The sequence below is a fragment of the Taklimakanibacter deserti genome (genome assembly GCA_003574785.1).
This window is the reverse complement of record QORU01000024.1, coordinates 45,794-65,994: the sequence shown is the minus strand read 5'-3', so window position 1 is coordinate 65,994 and position 20,201 is coordinate 45,794. Positions and strand designations below refer to the sequence as shown.

Annotated in this window: 18 protein-coding genes; 4 read left to right on the top strand and 14 right to left on the bottom strand. The window is 62.1% G+C overall.

Translation table 11 applies throughout. The annotated features are described in order from the left end of the window. Nucleotides 1-30 precede the first annotated feature (30 nt). Both DS839_RS33740 and DS839_RS33735 read right to left on the bottom strand, forming a co-directional pair. A complete protein-coding gene (locus DS839_RS33740; protein WP_119274948.1) occupies nucleotides 31-1,044 on the bottom strand; it encodes a BMP family lipoprotein in 1,014 nt (337 codons plus the stop codon). An 18-nt stretch (nucleotides 1,045-1,062) separates the two neighbouring features. Continuing rightward, the gene (locus tag DS839_RS33735) at nucleotides 1,063-2,832 is read right to left on the bottom strand and encodes an adenine deaminase C-terminal domain-containing protein (protein WP_119274947.1); all 1,770 of its coding nucleotides are present in this window, start codon (nucleotides 2,830-2,832) and stop codon (nucleotides 1,063-1,065) included. 216 nt (nucleotides 2,833-3,048) lie between these two features. Between DS839_RS33735 and DS839_RS33730 the strand changes: the two genes are divergently transcribed. Beyond that, a complete protein-coding gene (locus tag DS839_RS33730; protein ID WP_119274946.1) occupies nucleotides 3,049-4,005 on the top strand; it encodes a LysR family transcriptional regulator in 957 nt (318 codons plus the stop codon). Nucleotides 4,006-4,017: 12 nt separating this feature from the next. After that, nucleotides 4,018-5,805 (top strand): adenine deaminase, encoded by a 1,788-nt coding sequence (gene ade, locus DS839_RS33725; RefSeq protein ID WP_119274945.1) that lies wholly within the window; start codon nucleotides 4,018-4,020, stop codon nucleotides 5,803-5,805. A gap of 1 nt (nucleotide 5,806) precedes the next feature. On the opposite strand, the gene DS839_RS33720 is transcribed toward ade, so the two are convergent. From DS839_RS33720 to DS839_RS33705, 4 genes are read right to left on the bottom strand one after another with little or no spacing between them, the layout of a single operon-like run. Then, the gene (locus tag DS839_RS33720) at nucleotides 5,807-6,391 is read right to left on the bottom strand and encodes a hypothetical protein (RefSeq protein ID WP_119274944.1); all 585 of its coding nucleotides are present in this window, start codon (nucleotides 6,389-6,391) and stop codon (nucleotides 5,807-5,809) included. A gap of 35 nt (nucleotides 6,392-6,426) precedes the next feature. Further along, the gene (locus tag DS839_RS33715; protein WP_119274943.1) at nucleotides 6,427-7,494 is read right to left on the bottom strand and encodes an ABC transporter ATP-binding protein; all 1,068 of its coding nucleotides are present in this window, start codon (nucleotides 7,492-7,494) and stop codon (nucleotides 6,427-6,429) included. Beyond that, nucleotides 7,491-9,671 carry an ABC transporter permease gene (locus DS839_RS33710; RefSeq protein WP_119274968.1) on the bottom strand — a complete coding sequence of 727 codons (2,181 nt, stop codon included), beginning with the start codon at nucleotides 9,669-9,671 and terminating at the stop codon, nucleotides 7,491-7,493. Before DS839_RS33710 ends, DS839_RS33715 begins: the two co-directional genes overlap by 4 nt. A gap of 49 nt (nucleotides 9,672-9,720) precedes the next feature. After that, nucleotides 9,721-10,752 carry an ABC transporter substrate-binding protein gene (locus tag DS839_RS33705; protein ID WP_119274942.1) on the bottom strand — a complete coding sequence of 344 codons (1,032 nt, stop codon included), beginning with the start codon at nucleotides 10,750-10,752 and terminating at the stop codon, nucleotides 9,721-9,723. Nucleotides 10,753-10,885: 133 nt separating this feature from the next. Here DS839_RS33705 and DS839_RS33700 point away from each other — a divergent pair, with 133 nt between their 5' ends. After that, complete coding sequence (locus DS839_RS33700; protein WP_368912074.1) at nucleotides 10,886-11,689, top strand: inositol monophosphatase family protein; 804 nt, start codon at nucleotides 10,886-10,888, stop codon at nucleotides 11,687-11,689. Here DS839_RS33700 and DS839_RS33695 read toward each other — a convergent pair. Then, nucleotides 11,667-12,824: a polysaccharide biosynthesis/export family protein gene (locus DS839_RS33695; protein WP_119274941.1), complete on the bottom strand. Its 1,158-nt coding sequence runs from the start codon at nucleotides 12,822-12,824 to the stop codon at nucleotides 11,667-11,669. The two genes, DS839_RS33700 and DS839_RS33695, sit on opposite strands and share 23 nt — an antisense overlap. Before the next feature lie 381 nt (nucleotides 12,825-13,205). Here DS839_RS33695 and DS839_RS33690 point away from each other — a divergent pair, with 381 nt between their 5' ends. Further along, complete coding sequence (locus DS839_RS33690; RefSeq protein WP_368912073.1) at nucleotides 13,206-13,700, top strand: ureidoglycolate lyase; 495 nt, start codon at nucleotides 13,206-13,208, stop codon at nucleotides 13,698-13,700. 4 nt (nucleotides 13,701-13,704) lie between these two features. Here the strand turns inward: DS839_RS33690 and DS839_RS33685 are convergent, their stop codons facing one another. The 7 genes from DS839_RS33685 to DS839_RS33655 all read right to left on the bottom strand — a co-directional run bounded on the left by DS839_RS33685 (nucleotide 13,705) and on the right by DS839_RS33655 (nucleotide 20,199). After that, nucleotides 13,705-14,277, bottom strand: a complete 573-nt coding sequence (locus tag DS839_RS33685; RefSeq protein ID WP_162918985.1) for a transposase — start codon at nucleotides 14,275-14,277, stop codon at nucleotides 13,705-13,707. Nucleotides 14,278-14,284: 7 nt separating this feature from the next. Beyond that, complete coding sequence (gene puuE, locus DS839_RS33680; RefSeq protein WP_119274938.1) at nucleotides 14,285-15,199, bottom strand: allantoinase PuuE; 915 nt, start codon at nucleotides 15,197-15,199, stop codon at nucleotides 14,285-14,287. Next, on the bottom strand, nucleotides 15,196-16,488 hold the full coding sequence (gene guaD, locus DS839_RS33675; RefSeq protein WP_119274937.1) for a guanine deaminase: 1,293 nt from the start codon (nucleotides 16,486-16,488) through the stop codon (nucleotides 15,196-15,198). Before guaD ends, puuE begins: the two co-directional genes overlap by 4 nt. Continuing rightward, nucleotides 16,485-16,982 (bottom strand): 2-oxo-4-hydroxy-4-carboxy-5-ureidoimidazoline decarboxylase, encoded by a 498-nt coding sequence (gene uraD / locus DS839_RS33670; protein WP_119274936.1) that lies wholly within the window; start codon nucleotides 16,980-16,982, stop codon nucleotides 16,485-16,487. Before uraD ends, guaD begins: the two co-directional genes overlap by 4 nt. Continuing rightward, a complete protein-coding gene (locus DS839_RS33665) occupies nucleotides 16,979-18,163 on the bottom strand; it encodes a urate hydroxylase PuuD (protein WP_119274935.1) in 1,185 nt (394 codons plus the stop codon). Before DS839_RS33665 ends, uraD begins: the two co-directional genes overlap by 4 nt. 67 nt (nucleotides 18,164-18,230) lie before the next feature. Next, nucleotides 18,231-19,301 (bottom strand): BMP family ABC transporter substrate-binding protein, encoded by a 1,071-nt coding sequence (locus DS839_RS33660; RefSeq protein ID WP_119274934.1) that lies wholly within the window; start codon nucleotides 19,299-19,301, stop codon nucleotides 18,231-18,233. 22 nt (nucleotides 19,302-19,323) lie between these two features. Then, a complete protein-coding gene (locus tag DS839_RS33655; RefSeq protein ID WP_119274933.1) occupies nucleotides 19,324-20,199 on the bottom strand; it encodes an ABC transporter permease in 876 nt (291 codons plus the stop codon). Between the last annotated feature and the right edge of the window lie 2 nt (nucleotides 20,200-20,201).

The window sequence follows — 20,201 nt, the reverse complement described above, 5'->3', positions numbered from 1 at the left end:
AGGGGATTCCGCGGTAAAACTGGGGTGAAATCAATCCGACTTCACCTCGTTGAGATTGAGCTCGACTGTCTTCGAGCCGTCCTTGATGGCGGCAATTGTATCGTCGGTGAGCTTCTTGACATCGGCGGGGAGCTTCTCGGCCCAGCTCTTGTTGAGAGCGATGTCGCCCGAGCCTTCCTTCCAGGTGAACCATTTCGGCTCCTTGGGCGCATCGAACTTGCCGCCTTCCGCCTTCACCTTCCACCATTCGTCGATGATCCAGTTGATATGCGGATCCCATTTGACGATGGCCGAGGCGACGATCGATTTCGGCGCGAAGGACGACATGTCGACATAATTGCCGAAGCAGCCGATCTCCTTCTGCTCGCAGACCTCGAAGGCGCCCGACATCTGATAGATCATGTCGGCGCCGGCGGCGATCTGGGCCGAGGTGGCCTCGTTCGATTTCGCCGGGTCGTACCAAGACTGGATATAGGTGATCTTCTGCTTGACCGCCGGATTGACCTCCTTGGCGCCGGCGAAGAAGGCGTTGATCTGGTCATTGGTGTCCTCGGCCGGGAAGGTCGAGACGGTGCCGACGACATTGGACTTGGTGAGCTTGCCCGCGAGCTGGCCCATCACGAAGGCCGGCTCATGAGCATGGACAAAGACCCAATAGGCATTGCCGCCCATGCCGCGATTGCCCGAACCCGACATCACGAACATGATATTGGGGAATTCGTCCTTCAGCTTCTCGATGGCATCGGCATAGGCCGTGTCGCCGAAGAGGATGTCATATTCGCCGGTCTCGGCATAGGTGCGGAAGACCTGCTCGGCATTGTCATAGACATTCTCGGTGTAGTTCACCTCGATATCGAGCCCATGGGGCTTCGCGGCGATGATGCGGTCCATGGACGAGACGAAGGACGTCTCCCAGGGCGCCTCCTTGCCGGCCGACAATATGCCGGCGATCTTGAGCTTGGTCGGGTTTTCCGCAAGGGCGCCCGAGACCAACGTGCCTAAGGCGAGCAGGACGCCCGCCAGCACAGCCCATATTTTTCTCATTCTTACCTCCCTTGTTGCCTAGAACGGCGCCAGGACCGGATCGACGACCTTCAGGTCGATACAATCGATAGCGCCGAGATCGGTGATCGCATAGTCCGGAATGGCGGTGATCTGCAGAACGAACATATACATGAAAGGCCAGGGCAGTCTGCAGCCGAGCGCACGGGCGGCGTCATCGAGGGCCGCCTCCTGCTTCGCCATCTCCTCCGGAGCGAGATCGGAGACGATGCCGCCGATCGGCAATTCGAGGAACGCGGTGACCTTGCCGTCCTTGACCACGGCCTGGCCGCCATTATGGGCGATGATATGGTTGATGGCGACGGCCATGTCCTCAGCATTGGTTCCGACGCAGACGATATTATTGTCGTCGGGCGCCGTCGAGGTGGCGAGCGCCCCGGTTTCGAGGCCGAAACCCGCGACGAAGGCAACAGGCCGGTTTCGCGTGCGGCCATAGCGTTCGACCACGGTCACATATTGCACATCAAGCTTCGGGTCGGCCAAAATAATGCCGTCCCTGGCCTGAAGCGTCACGTCGCGGCGCTTGCGCACGAAGATCTGGTCGGGCGAGACCGCCATGGCGAGGACCTTGGCCTTCTCGCCCTTGCCCTTGCCGCGCACCATGAGCTCTTCAGGCTTCACGGGGTCGACCTTGAAGGTGCGCATCAGCGTGTCGCTGCGCGTGGGTGGCGTCAGCGCCACAGTGAGCTTGCCCTTCTCGGCCACGAGCTTCCCCTTGGCCACCACGCGGTCGACATGGAAATCGTTCAAATCCTTGACGAACAGGATATCGGCGCTGCGGCCGGGCGCGATCAGCCCGACCTTGTGATCGATGCGCAAGGCTTCGGCGCCGTTGATGGTCGCCATCTGGATCGCGGTCAAAGGCTTGATGCCCATTTTGATCGCCATGCGCACCATATTGTCGAGATGGCCGCGCTTCAGGATGTCGCTCGCCACGACATCGTCGGTGCAGAAGGAGATGCGCCGCGTCGCGGTGATGCCCATCTCGGTGACGATGCGCAGATTCTCGGTGAGGAAATGCGAGATCGAGGATTCGCGGATCACCACATTCATGCCGTTGCGCAATTTCTCCAGCATCTCATCGGCGGTGTAGCTTTCGTGATCCGCCCTGACGCCGCTCTGCAGATAGGAGTTGAGCTTCTGGCCCCGCGCCATGGGCGAGCAGCCGAGCACCGGCAGGCGGCTCTTCTCGGCAATGGCCAGAGCCTCCAGCACGTTGTCGTCCATTTCCTGGATGAATTCGCGCACCGTCTCCCAGATGCCGACGCATTCGGGCCAATGATGGGTGGCGCGATGATCGTCGGGGCCGAAATAGTGCCCGACATTGGAGACGGGCAGCGTATAGGGCGTCTTGCAAGGAGCGCCCCAGAAGACCTTGAGCGGGCTTCTCTCCGCCTCGTCGAGGAATTCGCGTGCGCCGGCGACGCCTGCCGAGACCAGGATCTGGTCGAGGCCCGAGACGATCGCCGTCGTGCCTAAGGGCACCACCGCCTTGGCGAAGCTGGTGATCGACATTTTCGAGCATTCGACATGGAGATGGCCGTCGATCATGCCCGGACAGAGATGATAGCCCGTGGCGTCGATGATCTCCGTATCCTTGCCCTCATAGATCTTCACATCGCCCATGGCCACGACGCGGTCATGATAAATGGCGATATCGGCCGGATAGATCTCCTCCGACGCCACATTGACGAGCTGGCCGCCTTTGATGATTACCGTCGCCTTGAGCTCGGCACGGCCGGCGCGGATGTAATCGCGGATATCGGGCAAAATCGGCTCCTTTTCCCTCCTGCTTCGCGCCGTCCGGCGCTTCGCAGGATTGGCAGACTTCCTCCCCGCGAAGCAGGAGCCCTCCGAAGCTTTAGCGAAGGAGGGCTGTTCTATCGTTATTGAAAGCTCAGACGACTTTCCCGTATTATGCTCGTCCACGCAATTGGCGAATTGCCTGTTAATTTTGGACATTTCGTCCAATATTTTGGACAGACCATGGATCTCGAGGCCATCGATTATTTCATCAAAGTCGCCGATGCGCGCTCGCTGTCCAACGCGGCCAAGCTGCATGGCCTGCCGAAATCGACGCTCTCCCACAAAATCCGCCAGCTCGAGGACAGGCTCGGCGTAGCGCTGTTCGTGCGCGAGGGCCGCGACATGTTCCTGACCGATGCCGGGGCCGAGTTCCTCGACCATGCCCACCGCATCCAGGCGAGCTGCGATGGCGCGGAGGCGGCGATCGCGGCCATGCGCCAGGAGATCGCCGGCACGCTCACCATCGGCTCGACCGGCGAGTTCGGCACGTCCTTCACCTCGGAACTGCTCTTCGCCTTCCGCCAGCGATTTCCCCAGGTGAAGATCGACGTGATCTTCCTCTCATCCGGCTATCTCTTCGCGCCCGAGCGCCAGCAGGCCTTCGACGGCATCTTCTATTGGGGCGAGCCCTCCAATGTCGACTACATTGCGCGCCGCCTTACCGGTGCTTCCTTCGGCCTCTATGCGAGCCCCACCTATATCGAGAAGCATGGCCAGCCCGAGGCGCCGGCCGAGCTTCACGATCATCGCGGCATCGCCTTCCGCACGCCGACAGGCCTTCAATCCTGGCACTTGAAGCGGCTCGAGGAAACGCTCGACGTGCTGCCGCCGGCAAGCTGCGTCGCCAATGATTATTGGATGATCAAATATTTCGCGGTGGCGGGCGAAGGCCTCGCCTACCTCCCCGATTTCTTCACCGAGATCGAATGCGCCACTGGCCATCTCATGCCGGTGCTGCCACAGTGGCGCTCGCCCGAAGTCTCGGTCAACCTGCTCTATCCGCGAAGGCGCTATGTGTCGCGCAAATTCGCCGCCTTCCAGTCCTTCTGTGTCGATTTCTACAAACAACGGGCGCAGCATTATGTGCCGCGCTATTGCGTCGAGGTGGTGAGCACACCGCCACGCCGCTCTCAATAGGAGAACAGCCTAATGCCCAAGACCTGGTTCGAGTCGGCGCCGCAGCTCATCGACGTCGCCATGGGACGAACGCCGGCCGACACCGTGATCCGCAAAGGCCGCTGGGTGAATGTGCATTCGGGCGAGATCATCCCTGATACCGATATCGCCATCATCGCCGGCCGCTTCGCCTATGTCGGACCTGACGCCTCTCACGCGGTCGGCCCCAAGACGAAGGTCATCGAGGCCAATGGCCGCTATCTCGTGCCGGGGCTCTGCGACGGGCATATGCATGTCGAAAGCGGCATGGTGACGGTGACCGAATTCGCGCGTGCCGTCATCCCGCATGGCACGACGACGATGTTCATCGATCCGCATGAGATCGCCAATGTGCTGGGCCTGCCCGGTGTCAAGCTGATGCATGACGAGGCCGCGAGCCTCCCCATCAATGTGCTGGTGCAGATGCCGAGCTGTGTCCCGAGCGCGCCTGGTCTCGAAAATGCCGGCGCCTCTCTCGGTGTCGCCGAGGTGAAGGAAGCGATGGCCTGGCCCAATATCATCGGGCTCGGGGAAATGATGAATTTTCCGGGCGTCACCTTCAAGGACGAGAAAATGCTGGGTGAGATCGCGGCGACGCAGGCGGCGCATAAGACGGTCGGCGGCCATTATGCCTCGCCCGATCTCGGCCTCCCCTTCCACGCCTATGTCGCGGGCGGTCCCGCCGATGACCATGAGGGCACCCGCATCGAGGATGCGATCGCGCGCGTCCGCCAGGGCATGCGCGCGATGCTGCGGCTGGGCTCGGCCTGGTATGATGTCGCCGCCCAGATCAAGGCCGTCACCGAGCGCGGCATCGATCCGCGCAATTTCGTGCTGTGCACCGATGACAGCCATTCCGGCACGCTGGTCAATGACGGCCATATGAACCGCGTGGTGCGCCATGCCATCGCGCAAGGGCTCAAGCCCATCACCGCCATCCAGATGGCGACGATCAACACCGCCCAGCATTTCGGCCTCGAGCGCGAATTGGGCTCGATCACGCCTGGGCGGCGGGCTGACCTCGTCCTGACCTCCGACCTGATGACGCTTCCCATCGAGATGGTCATCGCCCATGGCCAGGTGCTCGCCGAGGACGGCAAGCTCACCGCCGACATCAAGGCCTATCCCTACCCCAAGAGTGCCCGCGACACGGTGAAGATGGGCCGCAAGCTTGCGGCGAAGGATTTCGACATCGCAGCGCCCAAGGGCGCCAATCAGGTCAAGGCGCGGGTCATCGGCGTCATCGAGAACCAGGCGCCGACCAAGGCGCTGGAGCGCGAGCTCAAGGTGAGCCAGGGCCTCGCCTTGATGGATCGCGAGCAGGATGTCTGCCAGATCGCCCTGGTCGAGCGCCACCGCGCCACCGGGCAGGTGACCAACGGCTTCGTCTCGGGCTTCGGCTACACGACCGATTGCGCGGTGGCGAGCACGGTCGCCCATGACAGCCATCATATGATCGTGGTCGGCACCAACAAGGAGGACATGGCGATCGCCGCTAACAAGCTCGGCGAGGTCGGCGGCGGCATCGTGGTGGTGAGCCGGGGCAAGGTCCTGGCGCTGGTCGAACTGCCGATCGCCGGCCTCATGTCGGACGAGCGCGCCGAGATCGTCGCCCAGAAGGCCGGTAAGATGGTCGAGGCGATGAAGGCCTGCGGCTGCAGCCTCAACAACGCCTATATGCAGCATTCGCTCCTGGCGCTGGTGGTGATCCCGGAATTGCGTATTTCCGATGTCGGGCTCATCGACGTGACCCGTTTCGAGAAGACGGAACTCTTTGCCTGAGCTACCGCAACCGGGAGGCGGTGGGCGTTGCCGTGCGGAGCTTGCCTTCAGCCGTCAAAGCGGAAATATGTTGCAAGATCGTCTCTGCTGCCTCATCCGGCAAGAGCCTCGTCACATCGAGCACGAGTAACTCCGTCATGTCCGGCTTCTGTATGGTATCGGCCGCCATGAACTCTTGAAGCAGGCGGGGATCGGTCATCTTGCGGCCGGTACGCTGACTGTCCTGCAGTCGCCGCGCATTTTCCGCGAACGCCGCCTCCAGGACAATGGGAATGAGCGGAACCTTACGGTCGACGGCCAGGTCGACCACATGATTCCAGGCCCCGCGTTCACGATCCGAATTCGTGCAGAGCGCGTTGGTCATCACGAAGACCTCATCACGCGGCCGCGCGCGCAAAGCTGCATAGGCTGCCCGACGTAGCTGCTCATAGAGCGTCCAGCGCGCGGGGTCGGTCAATCCATGGCAGGCGATCGCCACATCATGCAGAAGGTGATTGTGGACGAAACGGGCGCCGAGCCTCGACGCCACGATCTGGCCGATGGTCTTCTTGCCCACGCCTGGCCAGCCATTGAGATGGATGATCATGACTCCAGTCTACTGAAGCGAGGGCAGATCCGCCATCACTGGCGGGCAACCATCGCGAGTTGGCCGGTATCCAGGTCGATATGGATGCGATCACCGGCGGCAAATTGCTTGCCGATCGGCTGAGTGACGAAGAGCGGCTGCCCGGCGAGATCTATCGTATATTCCCAATGCGATCCCAAATAGGTGGCGCGCTCAACCCGTGCCGGAAGATCGCCCTCTTTCCCATCGAGCGTCACGCCGCTTGGCCGGATGACCAGGAACACCTTGTCGCCTTCCACGCCATTGTCCGACAGAACCAGCTTCGAGTTGCCGAGGCCGACCGTCACCGTCCTCTTCTTTTTGTCGCGTGCCAATATCTCGCCGGGGACGAGATTGGCGCTGCCGATGAAATCGGCGACGAAGGCGTCGGCCGGCCGCTCATAAAGATCGGCCGGCGTGCCCGCTTGCGCGATCCGTCCCTTGTTCATCACGACAATTCTGTCGGAAACGGCAAGCGCTTCTTCCTGATCATGAGTCACATAGACCGAGGTGAGGCCGAGCTTGAGCTGGATCTCGCGAATATCCTCGCGCATCTTGCGGCGTAGCTTGGCGTCGAGATTGGACAGGGGCTCGTCGAAGAGGAGAACCTGCGGCTCGAGCACGAGCGCGCGTGCCACGGCGACGCGCTGCTGCTGGCCACCCGAGAGCTCGGACGGCAAACGGTCGTCATAACCGCTGAGGCCGACGAGGGCGAGGCCTTCCTGCGCCTTGGCGCGCTGCGCGGCGCGCGACAGGTTCGACTGGCTGAGGCCGTAAGAGACGTTCTCCATCACCGTCATATGCGGGAAGAGCGCATAGGACTGGAACACCATGCTGACATCGCGTTCATTGGGCGGCAGCAAGGTCACGTCCTTGTCGCCGATGAGGACTTTGCCGGCGCTCGGCATTTCGAGGCCGGCGATCATGCGCAAGGTCGTCGTCTTGCCGCAGCCCGAGGGCCCGAGCAGCGTCACCAGCGTGCCCGGCTCGATGACAAGATCGATATCAGCGACCGCCGTCACGGCGCCGAACGCCTTGCTCACGGATTGGAGCCTGACCGCCGCCGAGCGGCCTTCGATGCTCATGTCGTCCCCCTTCCTATTCCGAGAGCCGCCGGCGCCATGCGTCGCCCCGCGCGGCGCTGCTCGCCGACTCCCAGTTGGATCAGCCCGATCGTCAGCAGCATGAACAGGATCAGCACCGAGCTATAGGCGATGGCGACGCCGAAATCCGAGACCTCGACACGCCCCACAATATAAGCGGTGGCGAGATTGTACTGGGCGCTGACCAGGAAGATGACGGCACTGACCGAGGTGATGGCGCGCACGAAAGCATAGACGAGCGAGGCGACGATGGCGGGGCGCAGAAGCGGCAGCACCACGCGCCGGATCGTGGCTAAGCTGCCATGGCGCAGCATCAGCGAGCACTCATCGAGGCTCTTGTCGATCTGCGCCATGGCGGCGAGCCCTGCCCTGATCGACACCGGCATGTTGCGGAAGACGAAGCAGATGACGAGGATCAGGCCGGTCCCGGTGAGCTCGATCGGCGGCACATTGAAGGCGAGAATGTAGCTGACGCCGATCACCGTGCCCGGAATGGCGAAGCTCAGCATGGTGATGAATTCGAAAGCCGACTGGCCGATGAAGCGCTGGCGGTTGAGCAAATAGGCGGTGAGCAGCCCGATCGCCGCCGTCAAAGGTGCTGCGATGGCGGCGAGTTCGATCGTGGTGAAGAAGGAAGGCCACGCCCTGCCGCTCCACATGAGGCCATGCTCGGTCCAATCGATACCGAAAGCGGTGATATAATGCTGCAGCGTCGGCGTGTTATCGATGCCGAGCGACTTCACGAAGCCGCCGATGAGTATGATGCCATAGAGGATGATAGTGAAGGCAAGCCAGGGCATCGTCGTCCAATAGATGAGCCGCCGCAGGCCGTCCGGCAGCCGCGCCGGCACGCCTGAATCGCCCTTGCCCGATATGGTCGTGTAGATCCTCTTGCCGATCCATTGCCGCTGCAGCACGAAAGCCGACAAAGTAAGGAACAGAAGCACTATGGAGAGGGCGGAAGCGCGGCCCGGATCGTTCTGCGATCCGACGATGGCGAAAAAGATGTCGGTCGCCAGCACGTCGAAATTGCCGCCGAGCACTAAAGGATTGCCGAAATCGGCGAGGCTTTCGACGAAACCGATCAGGAAGGCATTGGCGAGGCCCGGCCGCATCAACGGCCAGGTCACTGTCGAGAAGGTCCGCCAGCGGTTTGCGCGCAAGGTCTGTGCCGCCTCCTCCATGGACGGACTTATGCCCTCGACGACACCGATCAGCACCAGATAGGCAATGGGCGTGAAGGCGAGCGTCTGCACCAGCAGGAGGCCGAAAAAGCCATAGATCCAGCGGCTGGGCGGGACGCCGAGAAACTCGCTCATCAGCCATGTCGCCATGCCGTTGCGGCCGAAGAGCAGGATGATGCCGAGACCGATGACGAAAGGCGGCGTGATGATCGGCAGGATGGCCAACAGGCGTAAAAGGCCCTTGGCGCGGAAATCCGTGCGCTTGTGGAGCAGCGCGAAGCCGAGGCCCAGCAAGGTGGTGGCGAGGCCGACGGCGATCGCCAGATTGAGGCTGTTCCAGGCGACATTCCAGACATCGGCCGAAAACAGCCTTTCGGCAAATGCTGCGATCGAATAGCCGCCTTCAGCCGACAAGGCCGCCTCGATGAGGATGAGGGCCACGGGGAAAAAGACGAAGAGGCCGATCGCCGCGACCACGACGGCGATAGAGGAAACGAGGAAGACATCCCCGCGCATAAAGCCCTTGAGTGCGAGGCCGGCGGAGAAGAGAAGCAGAAAGCCGGTGCCGGTCAGGAAAGCGCCGCCACCCATGCCGATCTGGGGCGCGACGGGACCGAAATGGCTTTCGAGGCCGGTGAAATTCCATCCCTTGAGCCCGATCGCGAAACCCTGCAGCAGCAAAGCGCCCAATCCGAGACCACCGCACCAGGCGATGAGCTTAGCCCGCGGCCCGTCCCTGCGCAGGATTTCAATCAAGCTGACGACCAGCAGGACCGGCAGAGGCCAGAGCCAGAAGCGACCATGGAGAATGGCCTGCATCAGGCCCGACGCATGGGCGCTCTCGAGAGGAGCGCTCAACCAGGAGAAGCTCCAGAAACCTGAAGGGATGCCATACCAAGGGAGCGCCACGAAGCCGAGGCCAGTGGCGATCAGGGCGAGGAGGATGTAATGCGACTGCCGGCTGAGCGCGATCATGGCGAGCAAGCGGGTCTGTCAGTGCGGCACTGACAGGCCCACGCTTCAGCTATTTCGCACCGATTTCCTTGTCCCAGCGGCCAAGCAGGCGCTTGCGCTCTGCCGATGAGCCGAATTTCGCGAAATCATATTCGATCAGCTTGATATCCGCCATCTTCGGCGCCTGCTCAGGGATTGGCGCCTCCTTGTTCGACGGATTCTGATAGGAGTTGGCTTGCGCCCCGAGCTTCTGCGCTTCGGGCGTCAGCGCCCAGTCATACCATTTCTTGGCATTTTCGCCATTGGGCGCGCCCTTGATGATGCTCATCGAGCCGATCTCGAAGCCCGTACCTTCGCAGGGCGAGACATTCTTTATCGGCGCATTGGAGGTGATGGTCGGCGTCACGATGTCATGCTGGAAGGCGATGCCGATCAGCGTTTCGCCGCGCGCCGCGGCCTGCGCCGGTGCTGCACCCGACTTGGTGTATTGATTGATGTTCTCGGCGAGCGCCTTCAGATATTTAAAGGCTTCATCCTCGCCCATGATCTGCACCAGGGTGGCGACGAACGTATAGGCGGTGCCCGACGAATTGGGATTGGCGACCTGCACCTCGCCTTTGAATTCCGGCTTGATCAAATCGGCCCAGCATTTCGGCGCCTCGAGCTTCTTCTGCTCGAGAAGCTCGGTATTGTAGCCGAAGCCGAGCGCGCCCAGATAGATGCCGACGGTGCGCTTCTGCGCCGTCTCATGCTGCTTGACCGCCCATTCATGGAGCTTCGCCAGCATGGGTGAATCATAGGCTTCGGTCAGCCCCTCTTCGGCGGCCTGCAGATGCGGGTCACCGGTGCCGCCCCACCAGATGTCGCCCTTGGGGTTGGCAGCCTCGGCCTTGACCTGCGCATAGGTCTCGCCCGAACTCTTACGGGTCATGGCGACGGTGATGCCGGTCGCCTTCTGGAACTCATTGACCATCAGCTGGCACCATTCCTCCTGCACGGAGCAATAGACGGTGAGATTCCCGTCGGCCCGGGCGGAGCCCGAAAAAGCAAGCGCGGCAAAAGCCGCCAATGATGCGATAAGGGCCTTGGCTGATCGTCTCATGGAGTCCTCCCTGTGGCCGTCCCCGCCCGTTTCTTGAGGTGCCGAGGAAGCTGCCTTTGACCAATTATGACAGTTGTGTGACAGATTGGACCAAGCAAAAAGCCTTGGCTAGTCAAAATTCTAGGAGCCGCCTTTGGAAAGCAATGAGATCGAGTTGAGATACTGGGCGGCGCTCGCCGTCGTGCGCGAAGCGGGCGAGCGGGCGGCCGATCACTACCGCAGGCGCCACGAGCTCGATGTCGAGCGCAAGGGTACCCAGGATCTGGTGAGCGAGGCCGACCGCGCCTGCGAGGACATGATCGTCGGCGCGCTCAAGCGGCTCTTCCCGCAAGACGGTTTCCTCGGCGAAGAGCGCGGCGTGCAGAATAAAGACGCCAAGACCGTCTGGATCATCGACCCTATCGACGGCACCGCCAATTTCCTGCGCGGCATCCCGTTCTGGTGCGTCTCGCTCGGCCTTCTCGCCCAAGGCGAGTTCGCCATCGGCGTGATCTACAACCCGATCACCGATGAGCTCTACGCCGCCCGCCAGGGCCACGGGGCCTCGCTCAACGGCCGCAGGATCGAGGTCAGCAAAGTGAAGAAGCTCGATGAGGCGCGGCTCGCCATCGGCTTCAGCTATCGCCGTCCGGTCGCTCCGCATGCCGAGGCGGTCAAGGCCCTGCTCGATGCCCATTGCGAATATAGCCGGCTCGGCTCAGGCGCGCTTGGCCTCGCTCTGACGGCGGACGGCCGGCTCGACGGCTATTGGGAGGCCCATATCAATGTGTGGGACGTCGCGGCGGGCTTGTGCATCGTCAAGGAAGCGGGCGGGAGCGTGAATGATTTTCTGGGCGAGGACGGCCTCCGCAAAGGCAATGCCGTCCTCGCCTCCACCCCGCGACTTTATGCGCCGCTCAAAAGCCTGCTCAAAGTCAGTTCCCCTGCAGAGTGTTGACCGAATTCACTGTCCGTACAGCAGATGCCGGCGGCGATAGCGCCGAACCCAGGAGCGCCAGGAACTTCTGCAAGGCCACGGTCGTCGCGTCGGCGACATAAATAACGTCGCGATCCTGCATGGCGATCGCCTGGGCGAAGAAATACTGGTTCGCATCCCTGAGATTGAGCCGATAGATCACCGGCACAAGGTCGCCCTGCACCTGGATCGGCTGAGACGAGAAGCGTTCCGCGGCGGCGCGCTTCTCGAAGCGGAAGAGGAAGACGCCGGTAGGATCGGCGCGGATATCGGCGAGGCCCGACGCCTTGCTGACCGCCTCGATCAGATTGAGGTTGCTGGCTCCGAACGGGATATTGCCCTTGCGTTCCACCGCGCCGAAGGCGGAATAGGTGCGCGGCATCTTCTCGATGCTGATGAGATCGCCAGGCCGCATGTAGATATTGTCGGCCGGCGTCTCCTGGACGTGATCGAGATAGGACGAGGCGATCTCGCCATGCCGGGTGAGGCTCACCACCGTGTCATAGGCGGCATCGGACGTTCCGCCCGATCCGGCGATGACATCGAGGAGCGTGTCGCCGCGCAGGCTCAACGGATAGAGACCGGGCTTGCCCACACCGCCCGAGACTGTGACGACGGAAGCCACTTTCTCCTTGCGCGCCACATGCACTTGCGGTTCGACCGCCTTGTTCGACAGAGCCTTGGCGATCGAGGCCGCGAGGCCCTGCGGCGTGCGTCCGGCCGCTTTGATGCTGCCGGCATAGGGTATCGAAATCGTTCCCCGGCTACTCACTTCGACATCAGGAATGGTGCCGCGATCGGCCGTGCTCGTGCTGGCGAAGACGCCGGTCTGGTCGGCTTCCCAGATCGTGACAGTGAGCACATCACCCGGTCCGATCAATTCGGCGCGGTTCGGCTTGCCTTTGCCGAAGCGGTCCCCGAAGCTCAACGCTTGGTGACGCGCCAGATAGTCGGCAACACTGCGATTGACATTGACGAGAACGAAACCCGCCGTGTTCTTCTCGAGATAGGTTTTTTCGATCTGCTTACTTTGAGGGCCTTCGCTCGGGAGTGCATTACAACCGGCCAAGACAACAGACAGTATGGCCGGCACGACCACGGACGCTCTTGAACGCATTTACCTAAACTTCCCCTCGATTGGTGAACGATGACAACGCGGCGCCCGTCCCTAGCGCTCATCGGTTCCCCAACCCTTTAGTTTGATAACATCACAAACCTGCGAGGACCATCGGCATTTTTGCGGCAATCGTTACGTCAGTTTGCCTCTTTTGCGCCACATCAAGACTGAGCTTCAACTATTTCAATAGCTTGCTTGTGCCTTGATTTTGATCACTCATATTTTGTGCTGTCGATTTTTGTGCGACGCGGCAATGTTCGTTGCATGTCGATCACACTTCCCTAAGGTTCTGTCGCAACGACAGTCTGCGGAACCCTTGTAGTCTCGCGCAGCGTTAACCGCTAGTTTGGCGATATCATGACCAATGATTCACGTTCAGCCATGGCACGCCGACTCAAGATCGAACCGCTCACCCGTGCGGGCTTCGCGCCTTTCGGCGACGTCATCGAGATGACGGGCGCTCAGCACTATCCGATCAATCAGGGCTATGCCGAACGCTTTCACGATCTGGCGCGCATAGACACCGGTGCCGAGAACGGCGAGACGATCATCAGCCTGTTCCACGGCAGGCCACGGCCGCTGCCGATCGAGATCGGCTTCGTCGAGCGCCATCCGCTCGGCAGCCAGGCCTTCTATCCCTTGCAGGATCGCGACTGGCTCATCGTCGTCGCCGAAGCGGGTCCGGCGCCCGCCATCGACACGCTCCATGCCTTCCGCGCCACGGGCCGGCAGGGCATCAACTATGCCCGCAATGTCTGGCACTATCCGCTCCTCGTCCTCGACCAGCAGGGTGACTTCCTGATCGTCGACCGCAAGGGTCCGGGCAACAACCTCGAGGAAGTCGAGCTGCCGCAGCCCGCGATCATCCAACTTTAGCGGATCACCAGCGCGCCTTGCGGCCACGTTTCTTCGGCTTCAGCGAGCGGCCGAGCTCATATTCGATCCGGGCATAGAAATCGGCAGCGCCCGCGGGCCTGCCGGTTCGTGTCGCACGCCTGATCGCCTCGATATGGCGCTCATCGGCAGGCGGCGCCGGATGCTTTTCGCCGATCAGCCACGGCCATTGGCCGGGATCGGCGACGAGCCCGGCACGTACCGGATTGAAGCTCACATAAGCGAGCGCCGCCCTGGCATGCGTTTCGTCCAGCGGACAGGATTGATACCTGCCGCGCCAGAGCCCTTGCGGCCCGAGCCCTTTGTGGCGGGCGTAGAGACGCCGTGTCTCGCCCATCATGCGCGCCAGCGCATCGGCCGCCTGCGGAATGGCGACCAGATGCACGTGATCCGGCATCAGGCAGGCGGAAACCAGATCGACGCCACGCAGGTTGCGCAAGAGGATATCGCGATACTCGGTATAGTCGGCATCATCGGCGAAGAGCACCACGCCGGATCGCACCCGCTGCACCACATGATGCGGGACATCCGGAATGACGATGCGGGCGAACCGGGCCACAGAACATTCACGCCGGCGGAAAATGCTCGTGCCAGTGCCGGGCAATGTCGATGCGGCGCGGTATCCACACCTTGTCGTGGCGCACGATGTGATCGAGGAAGCGCTCGAGCGCCAGGGCCCGGCCCGGCCTGCCGATAAGCCGGCAATGGAGGCCCACCGACATCATCTTGGGCGAACCGCGGCGGCCCTCCTCATAGAGGCAATCGAAGCTGTCCCGCAGATAGGCATAGAACTGCTCGCCGCTGTTGAAGCCCTGCGGCGTGGCGAAGCGCATGTCATTGGCATCGAGCGTATAGGGAATGATGAGATGACTGCCGCCCTGCGGCCGCGCCACCCAATAGGGCAGATCGTCGGCATAGGAATCGGATGAATAGAGGAAGCCGCCCTCCTCCATCACCAGCTTCGTCGTATTGACCGAGCAGCGCCCGGTATACCAGCCGAGCGGCCGCTCGCTGGTAACCTGGGTGTGGATCTTGATCGCCTCCTTGAGATGGGCGCGCTCGTCGGCCTCGCTGTAATCCTTGTATTCGATCCATTTGAGGCCGTGGCTCGCGATCTCCCAGCCCGCTTCCTTCATCGCCTGGGTCTGGTCGGGCGAACGTTCGAGCGCCGTCGCCACGCCATAGATGGTGAGCGGTATCTTGCGGCCAGTGAAGATGCGCCACAGGCGCCAGAAGCCGGCGCGCGCGCCATATTCATAGATCGATTCCATGTTCCAGTGGCGCTGCCCCGGCCAGGACTGGGCGCCGACGATCTCGGAGAGGAACGCCTCGGACGCGGCATCGCCATGGAGAATGCAATTCTCGCCGCCCTCTTCGTAATTGAGCACGAACTGCACGGCGACATAGGCGCCGTCCGGCCATTGGGGATCGGGTATGGCACGGCCATAGCCCTTCATGTCGCGCGGATAGGAACTCGTCATTTCATCCTTCTCTCATGAACTTTGCGTCCGGCGACATAGGTCGCGCGTATGGCGCGATCATCGCCCAATATCATAAGCGCGAACAGCATATCCTCGAGCGAGCGCGAAAGCTCCTGGCGGCTCGCCAGGATCTCGGTCGCATGCGGATCGATCACCACGATGTCCGCCCATTTGCCGGGCTCGAGCGAGCCCACCTCATCGGTAAGGCGCAGGGCTTCGGCATTGCGCCGCGTCGCCAGATGGAACAGTTGGAGAGCTGTCGGCCTGTTGCCGGCGAGCATCTGCACTTTGTAGGCGGCACCCAGAGTGGCGAGCATGGAATAGCTGGTGCCGCCGCCGACATCGGTACCGATCGCCAGGCGTACGGGCCGTCTTTCCATACTCAGATACGCCATGTCCATCAGCCCCGAGCCCAGGAACATGTTCGACGTCGGGCAATGGACGACAATCGAGTCCGTCTGCGACAAGCGCCGGCATTCGCGATCGGAGAGATGGATGCCGTGAGCGAAGAGACTGCGCTCGCCCAGCAGCCAGAAACGGTCATAGACGGCCGTATAATCCGCATCATCCGGATAGAGCTCGCGAATACGCTCGAGTTCGCCTTGACTTTCCGAAAGATGCGTCTGCAGCAGCGCGTCAGGCAAGGATTGCATCAGGTCATGCGCCACCTGAAGCTGCGCCTCGCTCGACGTGACGGCGAAGCGCGGCGTCACCGCATAGCGCAGGCGATCCCGGCCATGCCATTTGCGATAGAGCGCCTCGCTCTCGACCGCCGCTTGCTCCGGGCTATCGCGCACCGAAGCAGGCACGTCGCGGTCCATCATCGTCTTGCCGGTCACGAGGGCCATGTGCCGCCGCTGCGCCGCGTCGAACAGGGCGTCGGCGCTGACCTGGTGCACCGAGGAGAAGACCATGGCCGAGGTCGTGCCATGGCTGAACAGCCGGTCGAGGAATTTCTCCGCTGCCGCCCTGGCATAGGCTTCATCGCCATAGCGCGCTTCCTCCGGGAAGGTGAAGCGGGTGAGCCAGTCGAGCAGGTCCTTGCCGGGTGCAGCCAGCATGCGATACTGCGGGAAGTGGATATGGGCATCGATGAAGCCCGGCAGGATCAGGCAATCGCCGAAATCATCGGTGGGGCTCGGGCGATAGTCCTCCGGAAGATCCTGCCGGGCGCCGCGCCACAGGATGCGGCCATCATCGCCGATCACCAGCGCGCCCTGCGCTTCATGGAAAAAATCCTCAGGCTCGGCGCCGAAGGTCAGGAGCGCACCGAAGAGGACATGGGTCATGGCGACACCCGATCTTCAAGCCGGAAGCGGAAGATGCGCAGGATCTGGGCAAGAGCGGTCTCGAATTCCTTTTCCGGACTGTTGCCAAGCCGCTCTTCGAAGGCCGCCAGGATCTGATGCTTGGTCGCGCCCCTGACCGCGAAGATGAACGGAAAGCCGAAGCGCGTCTTATAGGCTTCGTTGAAACGGCTGAAGCGCGCGAACTCATCGGCGCTCAGGCGGTCGAGCCTGGCGCCCGCCTGCTCATTCGTCGAATCCGCCGTGAGCTTGGCACGCGTCGCGAGATCGGGATGGGCGCGGATGAGAGCGAGCTTCGCCTCGCGTGGCGCCTCGCGCAAGGCTTGCGCGAAAGCCTCGATGAGCGCGTCGCGATCGGCGTAGGGTCGCTTCTCCCAGGCCTGCTCCGCTACCCAGGGCGAGTGCTCGGCCACATCGCCAAAGCCTGCGACGAAGGCCTGTCGCGTCATGACGTTTATGTCGCCGAGTGTGGTCATTGCGCTACGAGCCAGGCGCCGAGCTTCTGGCGCTCCTCATCGGTCATGCCGGTTTCGTTGCCGAGCGGCATCGACTTGTTGCGCACCGCCTGCGCCATGATCTGCGCATTGTAACGGCGCAACTCATCGAACGTCTCGAGCGCGACACCCTTGGGAGGCTCCTTGAAGCCCTGATGCGTCGGCTTCACGGCATGACACATGGTGCAGTGCTTGGCCGTGATGCCGAGAACCTCCGAATCCGAAACCACCAGCCCTTCGCCGACGATGGGCGCGGGCTCGGTCAGCCAGAGTGCCGCGGCAAGCGCGCCGAAAATGATCGGCAAGGTCCAGGCGATCTCCTCCATGTCGTCGCCCACTTCATGGCGCACCAGGAAGTGGCGCAAGGCGGCACCGCCGATGACGATGAGGCCGACCAGGATCCACGCCTCGCGATGATCGGTGATCATCGGATAGTGGTTGCTGATCATCATCAGGAGCACCGGCAAGGTCAGATAGGTGTTGTGCAGCGAGCGCTGCTTGCCGGTGATGCCGAATTTGGGATCGGGCGCCTCGCCTTTGAGGAGTGAAGCGGTGATCTTCTTCTGGTTGGGAATGATGACCGCGAAGACATTGGCGGCCATCATGGTGCCGATGAAGGCCCCGACATGGATCAGGGCCCCGCGGCCCGAGAAGACATGGGTGAAGCCGTAGGCCGCGATGAGGATCAGGAGAAAGACGGCGAGCGCCAGCCATCCCGGACGATGGATCAGGGCTGAGCGGCACAGGCCGTCATAGATGAACCAGCCCGCCGCCAATCCGGCGAGCGAGATCGCGATGGCCTGCCAGGGAGTGAGCGGCATGATCGTCGGATCGATCAGGTAGCTCGTCGCATTGAAATAGAACTGCACGATCAGCAGCAGGAAACCGGTGAGCCAGGTGAGATAGGCTTCCCATTTGAACCAGATGAGACCTGGCGGCAGATCGGCCGGCGCCACCGAATATTTCTGCACATGATAGAAGCCGCCGCCATGCACTTCCCAGGCTTCGCCATAGACGCCGGCGGGAAGGCCGGCCCGGCGCTTCAGCGAAAAGTCGAGCGCCACGAAATAGAAGGAAGTGCCGATCCAGGCGATGCCCGCCATCACATGCGCCCAGCGCAGCAGGAGATTGAGCCAGTCGGCGATGAAGGGATCGAGCGTCATGGGGGCTTTTCAAAGTGCGGACATCGAGCTTGCGCCCGATGTCCGCTATACGTGGAAGGTGCTACGCTTATTTCGGCAGCTGGTCGTCGACGCCCTTCACATACCAGTTCATGCCGAGGATATCGCCGTCGGCCAGAGGCTTGCCGGCCTCGCCGGCGACGGTGCCGTCCTGCTTGGTGATCGGACCGGTGAAGGGATGAAGCTTGCCGGTCTTGATAGCTTCGGAGGTCTCGGTCGCCATCTTCACGACGTCGTCGGGGAGATTGGTGTAGGGCGCAATATTGACCGTGCCTTCCGCCATGCCATCCCATGAGGACTGCGACTTCCAGGTGCCGTTCAGCACATCGTTGATGCGCCGGACATAGTAGGGCGCCCAGTTGTCGACGATCGCCGTATATTGTGCCTTGGGCGCGAATTTGATCATGTCGGAAGCCTGGCCGAAGCCATGCTTGCCCTGCTCCTCGGCGACCTGGAGTGCCGCGGTCGAATCGGTATGCTGGACGATGATGTCGGCGCCCTGGCTGAACAGGACCTTGGCGGCATCGGCCTCCTTGCCCGGGTCATACCAGCTGTTGACCCAGATGATCTTCACCTTGAAGTCGGGCTTCACCGATTGCGCGCCGAGCATGAAGGCATTGATCCCGGCGACGACTTCCGGGATGGGGAAGGACACGATATAGCCGGCGGTCCCCGTCTGCGACATCTTGGCGGCGATCTGGCCGATCACATAACGGCCTTCGTGGAACTTGGCATTGTAGGTCGTGACGTTGTCAGCCGTCTTGAAGCCGGTCGCATGCTCGAATTTCACATCGGGGAATTTCTTCGCCACCTTGAGGGTCGGCTCCATGAAGCCGAAGGAGGTGGTGAAGATGATGGCGCAGCCGTCGCGCGCCAGGCGCTCGATCGCCCTTTCCGAATCCGATTCCGCGACATTCTCGACAAAGACCGTTTGCACCTTGTCGCCGAGCTCCTTCTCGACCGCGAGGCGGCCCTGGTCATGCTGGTAGGTCCAGCCGAAATCGCCGATGGCGCCGACATAGATCCAGCAGGCCTTGAGCTTGTCCTGCGCCGAAGCGGAGCCTGCGGCAATGCCCAGAGCGAGGGCGAAGGCCGCGGCGCATGTCAGTAGTTTCTTCATCTGTTTCTCCTTACTCCCTGTATTATCGATCAGGCACGAAAGCTTGGCCGAGGCTCGCTGGCGCATTCATCCGCGTCAGCCGCCGATTGGCCGAAATCACCACCAGCGCCAATATGGTGCCGAGATAGGGCAGGCTGTTCATGAACTGCGTGGGAATGTCCCAGGCCCGGGTCTGCCCGACAAAGGACAGGATGGATATGGCGCCGAAGAGATAGGCGCCTGCCACCAGGCGCCACGGCATCCATGAGGCGAAGACGACCAAGGCCAGCGCGATCCAGCCACGCCCCGCCGTCATGTTCTCGACCCATTGCGGCGTATAGACCAGGGACAGATAGCCGCCGGCCAGTCCGGCGCAGGCGCCGCCGAACAATACGCAAAGATAGCGCACCCAGATGACGCGGTAACCCAGAGCATGCGCCGAATTGTGGCTGTCGCCGACGGCACGGATGATGAGGCCGGCCTTGGTGCGGAACAGCACATAGGCCACGGCGGCGGTCAGGATGAAGGAGAATGGGATCAGCATGTCGATGCCGAAATATTTCGGCAGGCGCGCGCCCGGCTCGCCGACGAAGGATTCTCCCAACAAGCCCGAGAGGCCAAGTCCCAGGAGCGTCAGGGACAGGCCGGTCGCCACCTGGTTCGAGACCAGCGTCAAGGTGAGAAGGCCGAAGAGCAATGCCATGGCCATGCCGGCGATGATGGCGGCGATGACACCGACATATGGGTTGCCGGTCAGGAAAGCGGCGCCGAAGCCCGCGACCGCGCCCATCACCATCATGCCCTCGACGCCGAGATTGAGCACGCCCGAACGCTCGACGACCAGTTCGCCGATCGCCGCGAGCAGCAAGGGGGTCGCTGCGGTGACGATGGTGAGGAGGACGGCGAGCGAAGCATCCATGT